Here is a 13322-nt window from a genome sequence, read left to right as displayed (position 1 = left end):
AGGATATAGGGTTTATTGCGCCGTAAGGGCCTCAGTCGGCGAGAGCCGCGAGGCCCGCACCGCCGGGTACAGCCCCGCGACCGCGCCGATGAACAGCGTCGCGGCCACGCCGCCGACGCTCGCCCAGTACGGGACGACCGTCGGCCACTCCCGCACCGCCGCGAACACCGCGGTCACCGCCGTCCCCAGCAGCACCCCGCCGACGCCGCCGAGAGCGCTCAGCAGCAGCGACTCCGCGAGGAACTGCACGCGGATCTGCCCCTTCGTGGCGCCGAGGGACCGGCGCAGGCCGATCTCGCTGCGCCGCTCCAGGACCGAGATGACCATCGTGTTCGCGACGCCGACGCCGCCGACGAGGAGCGCCACGCCGCCCAGGCCCAGCAGCATCCCCGTGAACGCCGTGTCGACGGCGTTCTTCGCGGCGAGCGCGTCGGAGGGCCGCGACACCGAGGTCTCGTCGGGCGCTTCGGGGTTCGCGGTCGCCGCGAGGACGCCCGCGACGTCCTCCACGTACTGCTCCTCGGCACGGGTGTACACCGTGGTGGGGTGCCCGTCGAAGCCGAGGTAGGTCGCGGCGGCGTCCCAGCCGACGAGGACCGCGAGGTCCAGTTCCGACGCGAGCGCGACGGGTTCGAGGATGCCGACCACGGTGAACCATTGCCCGCCGATGTACACCTCGACGCCGTCGCCGACCGAGGTGATGCCGAGCTGCTCGGCGGCGGCAGAGCCGAGGACCGCCGTCGGGTACTGCGCGGTGGCCGCGTTGAGCCACACGCCGTCCGCGAGCTCCGCGCCGACCGTGTCGAACAGGTCGAGCTCGGCGGCCTTCACGGTCATGCCGCCGGACTGGCCCTCGGGGATGTGGTCGGAGCGGTAGACGTTCGCGTCCGAGACGTTCCCGGTCGCCGCGACGGCGTAGACCGGTTCGATGCGGGCGACCATCGCGGTCGCCTCGTACGGCAGGACGCCCTCCTCGCCCGAGAGCATCGAGGTGCCCGGTTCGACCCTGAGCAGGTTCGTGCCGAGTTCGGCGAGCTGCCGGTCGAGTTCGGCGCGGCTCGACGAGGAGATCCCGACGACCGCGATCATCGCCGCGATGCCGATCGCGATGCCCAGCGCCGACAGCCACGCCCGCAGGGGCCTGGTCCGCAGGCCGGTGGCGCCGACGCGGAGGACGTCCCCGGTGTGCATCCGCGCGGGCCGCAGGAGCTTCGCCGACGGCGGCGGCTCGGCGGCGGGCGGCGCGGGCGGAGGCGGGCTCCCGGGCGGCCCGCCGGGGCCGGTTCCCGTTGTCGCCGTTGCCATTCAGACCACCTCTCCGTCGCGCATCGCGACCTGCCGGGGCAGCGAGCGGGCGATGTCCTGGTCGTGGGTGATGACCACGACCGTGGTCCCGGCCTCGTGCAGTTCGTGCAGGAGCGCCATCACGCCCGCCCCGGAGACGGAGTCGAGGTTGCCCGTGGGCTCGTCGGCGAGGAGGACCGCGGGGCCGCCGACGATCGCGCGCGCCACGGCGACCCGCTGCCGCTCGCCGCCGGACAGCTCGTTGGGGAGGTGGTCGAGGCGGTGGCCGAGGCCCACCCGCTCCAGCGCCTCCGCGGCGCGGGCGCGCCGGTCGGGGCCGCGCCGGCCCGAATAGAGGAGCCCGTCGGCGACGTTGTCGAGCACCTGCTGCCCCACGGCGAGGTGGAACTGCTGGAACACGAACCCGATCCTGGTGGCCCGCAGCGCCGAGAGCTGCTTGTCGCGCAGCGCCGCCACGTCGAACCCGTCGATGCGCACCGACCCCTCGCTGGGCCGGTCGAGCGTCCCGATGAGGTGGAGCATCGTCGACTTGCCCGAACCGGACGGGCCGACGATCGCGCACATCTCCCCGGCCTCGATCCGCAGGGACACACCGCGCAGGGCGCGGACCCCGCCGGGGTAGGTCTTCGAGACCCCGTCGAGCTCGACGACCGGCCGGGGCCGCGTGTGCGGCTGCGCCGCTTCGGCTTCCGCGACCACCGTCATGAGGGCACCACTACGGACTGGCCCGCTTCCAGGCCCTCGCCGCTGACCTCGACGTACCCGTCCGCGAACAGGCCGGTGTCGACCGCGACGATCTCGGTGGTGTCGCCGTTCACGACCTCGACGCCGTAGCCGCCTTCGGCGAGCCCGAGGAGGGCCTCCACGGGGACGGTGAGCACGTCGGCGGCGCTGTCGCCCGCGAAGCCGACGTCCACGGACGCCTGGTCGAGCGCGTCGAACACGGCCGCGTCGTCGGCGGCCACGGTCACTTCGAGGTACGTGACGTCCTCGTTCTCGCCGCCGTTCTGCTCCTCGGTGACCGCGGTCTCCGAATCGGTGACGGTCCCGGTGGCCTCGGTCCCGTCGGGGAGGGTGATGGTGACGGGGTCGCCGACGACCACCAGCTCCTGGTCGTCGAGCTCGACCTCGACGGTGACGACCTTGTCGAGGCCCGTGTAGGTGAACACGGTCCCCTGGGCCATCGCGCCGAGCTGCGGGTCGACGGTGTCGACGCGGATCTGGTCGGGCGCGAAGACGACCCGGCCGAGGTCCACGCGGCCGGTCTCCTCGATGCCGAGGTCCTCCTGCCACGCCTCGACGGCTTCGGCGGTCGCGTCGGTGAACTCGTCGTCGACGGTGAAGCCGTCGTAGCCGAGCTGTTCGAGGTTCTTCTCCAGCTGCTCCACGTCGGCGCCCTCGGCGCCGACCGCGAGGGCGCGGTAGGCCGGGAGCGAGCCGTACATGAGGACCACCGGCTGGTCGTCCACGGAGTAGAGCACGTCGCCGCGCCCGAGCACGTCGCCCGCGGACGGCAGCCCGGTGAGGGTGCCGTTGAGCAGGCACGCCATGTCGAGCGCGTCGCCGTAGCCGAGGTCCCCGGAGACCGAGACGGTCTCGGTGAGGGTCTGCACGGCGACCTCGGCGGTCGCCGGAGTCTCCTGGGTCGCCTCGGCCTCCGACTCCTTGAAGAACGTGCGGGGGTCGAAGCCGAGTGCGGCGGCCACGGCGCCCGCCGCAGCGAGGGCGATCGCGGCGCCCGCGACGGCCTTCCCGGCGCGGCCCTTGCGTCGGCGCGCCATCACTCGTCACCGCTGTCGGTCGAGCCGCCGGGGCCTTCGGGACGCAGGTCGGCGCAGGCGGCCTCGGCGTCCTGGAACTCCTGGCTCTGCGGGTCGAAGCCCATGTCGGGGCCGACCATGATGCCGCCGCCCGGCTCGGGGTCCGGGAAGTTCTCGACGCCGTTCTCGCGCATGCACTCCGAGTACTCGACGAGCTTCTCGTAGATCTCCGGGTCGATGTCCTCGCCCCCGTTGGGCTGGGGACGGAGGTCCTCGCACGCCGCTTCGGCGTCCTTGAACTCCTGGCTCTCGGGGTCCATCCCTTCGGGCAGGCCGAGGCTGACGCCGCCCTCGCCCTGCTGCTCGGGGTCGGGGAACTCGGGGACGCCGTTGTCGCGCATGCACTGCGAGTACGCGAGCGCTTGCTCGAAGCCGCTCAGGTCCTCGCCGTCGCCGTCGCCGTCGGAGGCGGACTCGGTGGCGTCGCCGTCCGCGGAGGCCACGCCCCCGTCGTCGGCGTCGTCGCCGCAGGCCGCCGCCGTCAAGGCGGTCAGGCACAGGAGGAGTGCGATGAGGTATCGCCGCATGATGCTGCCTTTCGTGTGTCGTTGGCGCGGCCGGGGGCGGGAGGCACCCCGGCCGCGCAGTCAGTACAGCGGCCGGGGCGTTGCGCGGCCGTAATCCGGAACGGCAATGCCGCGGCAACACCGGAAGCGCCAAGATGGGAGGCATGAGGATCCTGGTGGTGGAGGACGAGCCCCTCCTGGCCGACGCGGTCGCCGAATGGCTGCGCGGCGACGCGCACGCCGTCGACGTCGCGGCCGACGGCGGCGCGGCCCTGGAGCGGTTCGGCGTCAACGAGTACGACGTGGTGGTCCTCGACCGGGACCTGCCCGTCGTCCACGGCGACCAGGTGTGCCGTGAGATCGCCGCCGCCGGTGGCGACACGCGGGTCCTCATGCTCACGGCCGCATCCGACATCGACGACCGCGTCGCGGGCCTGTCGCTCGGCGCCGACGACTACCTGCCGAAGCCGTTCGCGTTCCGCGAGCTCGCCGCCCGGGTAGCGGCCCTGGGCCGGCGCACCCGCCGCGCCGCGCCGCCGGTCCTGGAGCGCGCCGGGATCTCCCTCGACGTGCACCTCCACCAGGTGTTCCGCGACGGCCGCTACGTCCCGTTGTCCCGCAAGGAGTTCGCGGTCCTCGCCGAGCTGCTGCGCGCCGACGGCGCGCCCGTCTCCGCCGAGCAGCTCCTGGAGAAGGCGTGGGACGAGCACACCGACCCGTTCACGCAGGCCGTGCGCATGACGATCCTGAAGCTGCGCCGCAAGCTCGGGGACCCGCCGGTGGTCCTGACCGAACCCGGAGTGGGGTACCGCATCCGATGACGCTCACCTTGCGCAACCGCTTGACGCTCGTCTACGGCGGCCTGTTCCTCCTCGGCGGGATCCTCCTGCTCGTCCTCACCTACAGCCTGGTCGCGAACACCACCCCGAGCGGGGGCACGATCCAGGGCGCGTACCAGGAGGCTCCCCCGGTCGGGCCCGGGGACGACGTGTACAACGCGGAGCAGTTCCGGGTCCTGCTCACCAAGGACGTCTGGGACGACGCCCTCGGGGCCATCAGCGCCCAGGGCTCGCTGGCCCTCGGCCTGGTCTCGGTCGGCACGATCGCCCTCGGCTGGCTCATCGCCGGCCGGATGCTCCGGCCCCTCTCGCGTGTCACCGAGACCGCCGCCCGCATCGCCGAGGCCCCCGCGGCCGGGCAGGGCCTCCACGAGCGCATCCACATCGAAGGTCCCCAGGACGAGCTGCGCGAGCTCGCCGAGACGTTCAACCGCATGCTGGAGCGCCTCGACCACTCCTTCGACGGCCAGCGCTCCTTCATCTCCAACGCCTCCCACGAGCTGCGCACGCCCCTGACGGTGACCCGCGCGCTCCTGGAGGTCGCGGTCAACCGCAAGGGGGCTTCCGCGGACGTGCAGCAGCTCGGCGAGACCCTCCTCGAAGTGAACGCCCGCCACGAGCGCCTCATCGACGGCCTGCTCCTGCTCATGCGCTCCGACCGCGAACTCGGCGAGCGCTCCTACCTCGACCTCGCCGATATCGCCGCCCACGTCGCCGCCCAGACCCCCGCCCCGGGCGTCGCGGTCACCGCCGACTGCGCCGAGGCGCCCGCCCGCGGCGAGCCGGTCCTGCTGGAGCGCATGGTCCAGAACCTCGTCGAGAACGCGGTCCGCTACAACCTCCCCGAGGACGGCTGGGTCACCGTGACCACCCGCACGGAGAACAGCCGCTCGGTCGTCGAGGTCGCCAACTCCGGGCCCATCGTCCCCGCCTTCGAAGTCCCCGGCCTCTTCACCCCGTTCCGCCGCCTCGGCACCGAACGCCTCGCCACCGCCTCCAAGGGCGCGGGCCTGGGCCTCTCGATCGTCCGCGCGGTCGCCGAGGCCCACGGCGGCGAGGCCACTGCGAAGGCGGGGACGGAAGGCGGCCTGGTGGTCACGGTGTCGCTCCCGGCCGCGTAGCGCAGACGCGGAAAGGCCCCGGCGTTCGCCGGGGCCTTTCCGTTGGAGCCGCCTGTCGGAATCGAACCGACGACCTATTCATTACGAGTGAATCGCTCTGCCGACTGAGCTAAGGCGGCGGGGTCTCCCACACACCCGCCAGAGCCCGCTTATCCTTGCTGCCTTCCGGCCCTGGGGAGGTTCACAAGATGACGCCGCGTGGGAGACGGGCGAAAGTCTACCGCACGCCTCCCGCCCCGCCGAACCCGGAGCGCCCGCCGCGGTCCCGATGCAACGCAGGTCACCTCGATCAACCCGGTTGGAGGCCGCTCCCGGCGTCGGGTAAGGTACTCCGCGGAGGATTCGCATAGTGGCCTAGTGCGCACGCTTGGAAAGCGTGTTGAGTGAAAGCTCTCAGGGGTTCGAATCCCCTATCCTCCGCCACGAAGTGGCGAGGTTCGGAAAGCAGAGCCTCCGCCACTCACACCGGAGCATCAGCTCCGGTTTTTTCTTGCCCGCATCACCACGCTTTCCAAGCGTGCGCACCGGGCGCTCAGCAGCCGAGGCGGCGTTCTTGTCGCACCCTCCGGGCATCGTTGCAACCGGGGGCGCATCGATTCCGACACACCCGACCCCGGGGTACACGAAACGGGGCGGGACCTTGCGGTCCCGCCCCGTTCTCACTGCCTCAGACGCTTAGCCCGCGCCCTCGCCGGCCATGCCGCCGCGCGGGCCCGCTCCGGGGCTCTTGGGCGGCAAGGTGCCGGTTCCGGCGCCGGGGCTCTTCGGGGCGCGCTCGCCGGCCAGTTCGGCCGGAGGCGTGTCCGGGATGCCCGCGGGCTTGTCGGCGCCCCTGAAGGTCAGGTTCGTCTTCTCGATGTCCTTCGGGTCGCCGTCGACGTCGACGATGACGATCTGGCCGGGCACGAACTCGTTGAAGAGGATCTTCTCCGAGAGCGTGTCCTCGATCTCGCGCTGGATCGTCCGGCGCAGCGGCCGCGCGCCGAGCACCGGGTCGTAGCCCTTGTGCCCGAGGTACAGCTTCGCGTTGTCGGTCAGCTCCAGGGCCATGTCGCGGTTCGCGAGCTGGTCCTCGATGCGCTTCACCATCAGGTCGACGATCGAGACGATCGCCTCCTGCGTGTGCTTCGGGAACACGATCGTGTCGTCGATGCGGTTCAGGAACTCGGGGCGGAAGTGGTTCTTCAGCTCCTCGTTGACCTTCTCCTTCATCCGCTCGTAGTCGCCGCCCTCGGACGAGTCCGCCTGGAAGCCCAGCGACACGGCCTTGCCGACGTCCCTCGTGCCGAGGTTCGTGGTCAGGATCAGCACCGTGTTCTTGAAGTCGACGATGCGGCCCTGGCCGTCGGTCAGGCGGCCGTCCTCCAGGATCTGGAGGAGCGTGTTGAACACGTCCGGGTGGGCCTTCTCGATCTCGTCGAACAGGACCACCGAGAACGGCTTGCGGCGCACCTTCTCGGTGAGCTGCCCGCCCTCGTCGTACCCGACGTACCCGGGAGGCGCACCGACCAGGCGCGACACCGTGTACCGGTCGTGGAACTCGGACATGTCGAGCTGGATGAGCGCGTCCTCGGAGCCGAACAGGAACTCCGCGAGCGCCTTCGCCAGCTCGGTCTTGCCCACGCCGGACGGGCCGGCGAAGATGAACGAGCCGGACGGGCGCTTGGGGTCCTTGAGCCCGGCGCGGGTGCGGCGGATCGCCTTCGAGACGGCCTTGACGGCGTCCTCCTGGCCGATGATCCGCTTGTGGAGCTCCTCCTCCATCTTGAGCAGGCGGGAGGTCTCCTCCTCGGTCAGCTTGTAGACCGGGATGCCCGTCCAGTTCGCGAGGACCTCGGAGATCATCTCCTCGTCGACCTCGGTGACCTGGTCGAGGTCGCCGGCCTTCCACTCCTGCTCGCGCTTGGCGCGCTTCTCGTGCAGGCGCTTCTCGGTGTCGCGCAGGCGCGCGGCGGCCTCGAAGTCCTGCGCGTCGATCGCGGACTCCTTCTGGCGGCGGGTCTCTGCGATCTCCTCGTCGATCTCGCGGAGGTCCGGCGGCGCGGTCATCCGGCGGATGCGCATGCGCGCGCCCGCCTCGTCGATGAGGTCGATCGCCTTGTCCGGCAGGAACCGGTCGGAGATGTAGCGGTCGGCGAGCGTCGCGGCCTGCACCAGGGCGCCGTCCGTGATGGACACGCGGTGGTGCGCCTCGTAGCGGTCGCGCAGGCCCTTGAGGATCTCGATGGTGTGCGCGAGCGACGGCTCGGCCACCTGGATCGGCTGGAAGCGGCGCTCCAGGGCCGCGTCCTTCTCGAGGTACTTGCGGTACTCGTCGAGCGTGGTCGCGCCGATGGTCTGGAGCTCGCCGCGGGCGAGCATCGGCTTGAGGATCGAGGCCGCGTCGATCGCGCCCTCGGCGGCCCCCGCGCCGACGAGCGTGTGGATCTCGTCGATGAACAGGATGATGTCGCCGCGGGTCTTGATCTCCTTGAGGACCTTCTTCAGCCGCTCCTCGAAGTCGCCGCGGTACCGCGACCCGGCGACGAGCGCGCCGAGGTCGAGCGTGTACAGCTGCTTGTCCTTGAGGGTCTCGGGGACCTCGCCCTTGGTGATCGCCTGCGCGAGGCCCTCGACGGCGGCGGTCTTGCCGACGCCGGGCTCGCCGATGAGCACCGGGTTGTTCTTGGTGCGCCGCGACAGGACCTGCATGACGCGCTCGATCTCGCGCTGGCGCCCGATGACCGGGTCCAGCTTGCCGTCGCGCGCGGCCTGCGTCAGGTTGCGGCCGAACTGGTCCAGCACGAGCGACCCGGACTGCTGCGACTCCTGGGAGGTGCCGCCGGCGGTCGCGCCCGCGGGCTCCTTGCCCTGGTAGCCGGAGAGCAGCTGGAGGACCTGCTGGCGGACCCGGTTGAGGTCCGCGCCGAGCTTGATGAGGACCTGGGCGGCGACGCCCTCGCCCTCGCGGATCAGGCCCAGCAGGATGTGCTCCGTGCCGATGTAGTTGTGGCCCAGCTGGAGCGCTTCGCGCAGGCTCAGCTCCAGGACCTTCTTCGCCCGGGGGGTGAAGGGGATGTGCCCGGAGGGGGCCTGCTGCCCCTGTCCGATGATCTCCTCGACCTGCTGGCGCACGCCTTCCAGGGAGATCCCCAGGCTCTCCAGGGCCTTCGCCGCCACGCCCTCGCCCTCGTGGATGAGGCCGAGCAGGATGTGCTCCGTGCCGATGTAGTTGTGGTTGAGCATCCTGGCCTCTTCTTGAGCCAGGACGACCACGCGTCGGGCACGGTCCGTAAACCGTTCAAACATGCGCTTCTGCTCCTCGCGTCCGCCGCTACTTCGTCGTCGTTACTGGTCGTGGCTTGCAAAACCCTGTGGGTACACCTTATCCCCCGGGTCCGCGGACGGCGGGTGCCACGTGGGTGACAACAAGCGTGCACCCTAAGCCATTCCCCGTGATAACAGGTTCGCTCTGAGCGCAATACCCGCCGGGCCGGGTCCCAATCAATGGGGAGGCCGCACCGTTCCGGTACATGAGAAAACGCCCGCCTCCCGAGCGGGAAGCGGGCGGTGCGTTCAGGCGCCGGACTACTAGTTGTGCGCGGCGTTGTATTCCTCGACGATGGCCTGCGGAATGCGGCCGCGGGGCGACACGTTCTTGCCGGAGCGGGAGGCCCACTCGCGGATGGCCTTGTTCTGCTCGCGGTCCACGGACTGGCGGCGCGGGGCCGAGACGGCGCCGCGGACCGGCCCGCGCGGGGAGCCGAGCGTGTAGCGGCCCAGTCGGGTGCCCGCCTCCTGGAATTTCTCCAGTGCGTCGCGCAGTTCTTTCGCGTGCGACGCCGACAGGTCGATCTCGTAGGCCTGCCCGTCGATGGCGAATTTGACCGTCTCCTCAGCGGTGCTGCCGTCGATATCGTCGATCAGGATGACCTGTGTCTTCTTCGCCATGGCAAATTCCCCTCGGACCCGGCCCAACAGTGCCTTTTGCTCTTACTAGTGCCAGAGCATATACGAGTCCCTAAGAGAAAGGAAAGAGGGTGGAGCGAAAGATTTGTGAATGGATCGCTACCGCGCCGCTCGCGGCGTGGCAAACCGCTCGGCAAACATCATCCGGAAATGGGCCGCCGGGGTAGGCAGAAAGGGACCGCATCGGATTGTCCGCAGTCGGCCGCGCAAGCGGCGCCGCGGGTCCCGATGCGGTCCCTTTGCTTTGCTATTCGGGTTTCACCAGCGGGAAGAGGATCGTCTCGCGGATGCCGAGTCCGGTGAGCGCCATAAGGAGCCGGTCGATTCCCATGCCCATGCCGCACAGCGGCGGCATCCCGTACTCCATCGCCCGCAGGAAGTCCTCGTCGACGCCCATGGCCTCGTCGTCGCCCTTCGCGGCCTGCCTGGCCTGGGCCTCCATGCGCTCGCGCTGGATCACCGGGTCGATCAGCTCGGAATAGCCGGTCGCCAGCTCGAAGCCGCGCACGTACAGGTCCCATTTCTCGGTGAGGCCCGGAGTGGTGCGGTGGCCGCGCACGAGCGGGGACGTCTCCTCGGGGTAGTCGAGGACGAACGTCGGCGCGTGCAGGCCGTCGACGACGAGGTGCTCGAACAATTCCTCGGCGAGTTTCCCGGGTCCCCACTTCGGGTCGACGCCGAGTCCGACTTTGTCCGCGTACGCGACGAGGACGTCGTACGGGGTGTCGACGGTCACGGTTTCTCCGAGCGCTTCGGAAAGGGACCCGAAGAGCGTGATCTCGGCCCACTCGCCGCCGAGGTCGTACTCCGAGCCGTCCGCGAGAACGACGGTCTCGGACCCGAACACCGATCGCGCCGCGCCTTGAATGAGCGACTTCGTGAGCGCCCCGATCGTGCGGTAGTCGCCGTACGAGCGATAGGCCTCCAGCATCGCGAACTCCGGCGAATGCGACGAGTCGGCGCCCTCGTTCCGGAAGTTGCGGTTGATCTCGAATACGCGGTCGATGCCGCCGACGACGCACCTTTTCAGATAGAGCTCCGGCGCGATCCGCAGGTACAGGTCGATGTCGTACGCGTTCATGTGCGTCACGAACGGCCGCGCGGTCGCCCCGCCCGGCTGGACCTGCATCATCGGGGTCTCGACCTCGATGAACGACTCCGCGTCGAGCTGGTCGCGCAGCGACTTGACGACCCGCGCGCGATTGCGCACCGTGTCGCGGGCCTCGGGCCGCACGATGAGGTCGACGTAGCGCTGGCGCACCCGCGTCTCCTCGGCGAGCGCCTTGTGCGCCACGGGAAGCGGGCGCAGGGCCTTGCCGGTGATCTGGAACGAGTCGGCCATGACCGACAGCTCGCCGCGCTTGGACGAGACGACCTCGCCGGTGACGCCGATGTGGTCGCCGATGTCGGCGAGGCGCTTCCACTCGGCGAGGGCTTCCTCGCCGACCTTCCCCTGGGAGAGCATCACCTGGAACTCGGTCCCGTCGCCGTCGCGCAGCCGCGCGAAGGCGAGCTTCCCGGCCAGGCGCACGAAGATCACCCGTCCGGTGGTGGAGACGGTGACTCCCGAGGACTCGCCGTCGGCCAGCCCGCCGAACAGCCCGCGGAGCTCCGCGAGCGAGTGGGTGCGCGGGTAGCCGAGCGCGTACGGCTCCTTGCCTTCCGCGAGGAGGGCGGCGCGCTTCTCGCGCCGGATCTTCATCTGCTCGGGAAGGTCGTCGCCGGTCTCAGTGCTGTCTTGCTCGTGCTCGGTCACGTCTTACAGGGTAAACGCCGCCCTTCGCGGCGGTCGTGCGAGTTTCGCCCCCGCGAGCGCAGGTCACAGCCCGGGGCGCTCGATCGCGAACGCCGGGTAGCCGACGACCCGGTCGGGCGAGCCGGCCGCGTCCGCGGAGGTCGCGAGCGCGAGCTGGCGGGGGCGCCTGCCGGTGGCGTCGGCCCAGGCGAGCGTGCCGCGCAGGGCGAACACGCCGCACGCGTGCTGCGGGGCGATCTCGCGGGGCCGCAGGCTCTTGATGGCCTCGGCGGTCGCGGCGTCGATGCGCTGGGCCGTGGCGAGGTCGTGGTAGTGCGACAGGTCGGTGGAGCAGATGAGGACGGCGTCCTCCCCGGCCTCCTCCAGGAGCGCGGCGATGATCCGCGCGGTGTCGGGGGTCTGGCTCATGCCGCAGGCGACGGGCGTGACCTCGATGTCGTCGCCGAGGGCGACCTGGAGGAACGGCAGCTGCACTTCGAGCGAGTGCTCGGCCTCGTGCGGGAGGCGCGAGGAGCCGACGGCGTTCGTGGCGGCGGCGCGGACCTCCCCGAGCGGGGTCTGCCACGCGGTGTACGGCGCGGCGGCGGTGCCGCGCAGCGGGTAGTGGTGGGACGGTCCGACGAGGACCACGCGCTTGACGCGGCCGCGGTGGGCGGCGAGGCGCGCGTACACCTGGGCCGCGACGTGCCCGGAGTAGCGGTATCCGGCGTGGGGCACGATGTAGGCGGCCGCGAGCGGTTCGCTCACGGGCCCTGCCGCGTCGATGAGGCGCTGGACGTCGCGGCGGAGCAGCCCGGGGTCGGCCGGGTAGAAGCGTCCGGCGACGGCCGGGGGCCGCACGGTTTCGGATTTCGTCGAAGGCATCGCAGGTCTTCCGGTGGTGGGTTATCGCTGACTGACTGACGGTGCGGCGATGCGGATCGGTTGCCGCTTGGGACCCCAGTCTCCCGCCGGTCCCTCGAAGATGCCGGGAACGCGCGCCCCGCAACGTACGCACTGTCCGCTATCCGACACTGCATACCGGTCAATCCGGTACCAATCACGCACTATGAGGGCTTCGCCACAGTCGGTGCAGACGGTGGTCTGCCCTTCCGGGTCGTGCACGTTGCCGGTGTACACGTACCGCAGGCCCGCGTCGAGCGCGATCCGGCGCGCGCGCCGGAGGGTCGCGGGGGGCGTGGGCGGCACGTCCCGCATCTTGAAGTCCGGGTGGAAGGCCGTGAAGTGCAGGGGCACTTCGGGGCCCAGGTGCTCGGCGATCCACGCCGACTCGGCCGCGATCTCCGCGTCCGAGTCGTTGTGGCCCGGGATCAGCAGCGTCGTGATCTCGGTCCACACGTCGGTCTCGTGCACCAGGTATTCGAGTGTGTCCAGGACCGTCCTCAGTGAGGCGAAGGCGATCCGCTTGTAGAAGTCCTCGGTGAAGGCCTTCAGGTCGATGTTGGCGGCGTCCATATGGGAGTACAGCTCCCGGCGGGCCGGGGCGTTGATGTACCCGGCGGACACCGCGATCGCCTTGAGCCCCGCGTCGCGGGCGGCGTCGGCGCAGTCGGCCGCGTACTCCAGGAACACCGTCGGGTCATTGTAGGTGAACGCTATGGAGTTGCACCCCAGGCGTTTCGCGGTGGCGGCGAGCGTCACGGCATCCGCTTGCGAGGAGAGGGTGTCGATCTCACGCGATTTGGAGATGTCCCAGTTCTGGCAGAACCGGCACGCGAGGTTGCACCCGGCCGTGCCGAAGGAGAGCACCGGCGTGCCGGGCAGGAAGTGGTTCAGCGGCTTCTTCTCGACGGGGTCGATGCAGAACCCCGAGGAGCGGCCGTAGGAGGTGAGGACGATCTGGTCGCCCATGCGGGCCCGCACGAAGCACAGGCCGCGCTGGCCTTCGCGCAGGCGGCAGGCCCGCGGGCAGACGGTGCACTCGATGCGGCCGTCGTCCAGGGCGCGGTGGAACCCGGTGCCGACGGTGAACGCGTCGGCGCCTTCCACTCTCGGCCTGGGGGTGAGGGCGGCCATGCCCCAACCGT

Annotated in this window: 10 protein-coding genes, 2 tRNA genes, 1 other RNA gene and 1 pseudogene; 3 read left to right on the top strand and 11 right to left on the bottom strand. The window is 70.7% G+C overall.

The features are described 5' to 3' along the window. Positions 1–12: 12 nt before the first annotated feature. The 4 genes from B0I28_RS07630 to B0I28_RS27165 all read right to left on the bottom strand — a co-directional run bounded on the left by B0I28_RS07630 (position 13) and on the right by B0I28_RS27165 (position 3652). Positions 13–1191, bottom strand: coding sequence for an ABC transporter permease (locus tag B0I28_RS07630; RefSeq protein WP_342761197.1), 1179 nt, complete (start codon positions 1189–1191; stop codon positions 13–15). Positions 1192–1305: 114 nt separating this feature from the next. Next, positions 1306–2010: an ABC transporter ATP-binding protein gene (locus tag B0I28_RS07625; RefSeq protein WP_106363175.1), complete on the bottom strand. Its 705-nt coding sequence runs from the start codon at positions 2008–2010 to the stop codon at positions 1306–1308. Then, positions 2007–3086, bottom strand: a complete 1080-nt coding sequence (locus B0I28_RS07620; protein ID WP_106363174.1) for a peptidoglycan-binding protein — start codon at positions 3084–3086, stop codon at positions 2007–2009. The genes B0I28_RS07625 and B0I28_RS07620 overlap by 4 nt, the downstream gene beginning before the upstream one ends. Beyond that, positions 3086–3652 (bottom strand): hypothetical protein, encoded by a 567-nt coding sequence (locus tag B0I28_RS27165; protein ID WP_181245685.1) that lies wholly within the window; start codon positions 3650–3652, stop codon positions 3086–3088. Before B0I28_RS27165 ends, B0I28_RS07620 begins: the two co-directional genes overlap by 1 nt. Before the next feature lie 143 nt (positions 3653–3795). On the opposite strand from B0I28_RS27165, the gene B0I28_RS07610 reads away from it, so the two are divergent. After that, positions 3796–4452, top strand: coding sequence for a response regulator transcription factor (locus B0I28_RS07610; RefSeq protein ID WP_106363436.1), 657 nt, complete (start codon positions 3796–3798; stop codon positions 4450–4452). After that, the gene (locus tag B0I28_RS07605; protein WP_106363173.1) at positions 4449–5591 is read left to right on the top strand and encodes a sensor histidine kinase; all 1143 of its coding nucleotides are present in this window, start codon (positions 4449–4451) and stop codon (positions 5589–5591) included. The genes B0I28_RS07610 and B0I28_RS07605 overlap by 4 nt, the downstream gene beginning before the upstream one ends. Before the next feature lie 43 nt (positions 5592–5634). On the opposite strand, the gene B0I28_RS07600 is transcribed toward B0I28_RS07605, so the two are convergent. Together B0I28_RS07600 and ffs are read right to left on the bottom strand one after the other, a co-directional pair. After that, positions 5635–5710 (bottom strand) — tRNA-Thr (locus B0I28_RS07600). Further along, positions 5708–5801, bottom strand: an RNA gene (gene ffs, locus B0I28_RS07595) — signal recognition particle sRNA small type. Before ffs ends, B0I28_RS07600 begins: the two co-directional genes overlap by 3 nt. Positions 5802–5926: 125 nt before the next feature. On the opposite strand from ffs, the gene B0I28_RS07590 reads away from it, so the two are divergent. Next, a tRNA-Ser gene (locus tag B0I28_RS07590) sits at positions 5927–6014 on the top strand. A gap of 354 nt (positions 6015–6368) precedes the next feature. Here the strand turns inward: B0I28_RS07590 and B0I28_RS07585 are convergent. From B0I28_RS07585 to amrS, 5 genes and pseudogenes are all read right to left on the bottom strand, one after another. Then, positions 6369–8879: pseudogene (locus B0I28_RS07585) on the bottom strand (ATP-dependent Clp protease ATP-binding subunit); the annotation flags it as partial. Between the two features lie 282 nt (positions 8880–9161). Further along, a complete protein-coding gene (locus B0I28_RS07580) occupies positions 9162–9521 on the bottom strand; it encodes a histone-like nucleoid-structuring protein Lsr2 (protein ID WP_106363171.1) in 360 nt (119 codons plus the stop codon). A 265-nt stretch (positions 9522–9786) separates the two neighbouring features. Continuing rightward, positions 9787–11241, bottom strand: a complete 1455-nt coding sequence (gene lysS / locus B0I28_RS07575; RefSeq protein WP_106363435.1) for a lysine--tRNA ligase — start codon at positions 11239–11241, stop codon at positions 9787–9789. 117 nt (positions 11242–11358) lie between these two features. Continuing rightward, positions 11359–12159 carry an AmmeMemoRadiSam system protein B gene (amrB, locus tag B0I28_RS07570; protein ID WP_106363170.1) on the bottom strand — a complete coding sequence of 267 codons (801 nt, stop codon included), beginning with the start codon at positions 12157–12159 and terminating at the stop codon, positions 11359–11361. A gap of 21 nt (positions 12160–12180) precedes the next feature. Then, positions 12181–13311, bottom strand: a complete 1131-nt coding sequence (gene amrS, locus B0I28_RS07565; protein ID WP_106363169.1) for an AmmeMemoRadiSam system radical SAM enzyme — start codon at positions 13309–13311, stop codon at positions 12181–12183. Positions 13312–13322 lie beyond the last annotated feature (11 nt).

It is taken from the genome of Glycomyces artemisiae (assembly GCF_003002955.1).
GTDB lineage: Bacteria > Actinomycetota > Actinomycetes > Mycobacteriales > Micromonosporaceae > Glycomyces > Glycomyces artemisiae.
The sequence above is the reverse complement of the archived record's forward strand: the minus strand, read 5'-3'. Positions and strand labels throughout refer to the sequence as shown.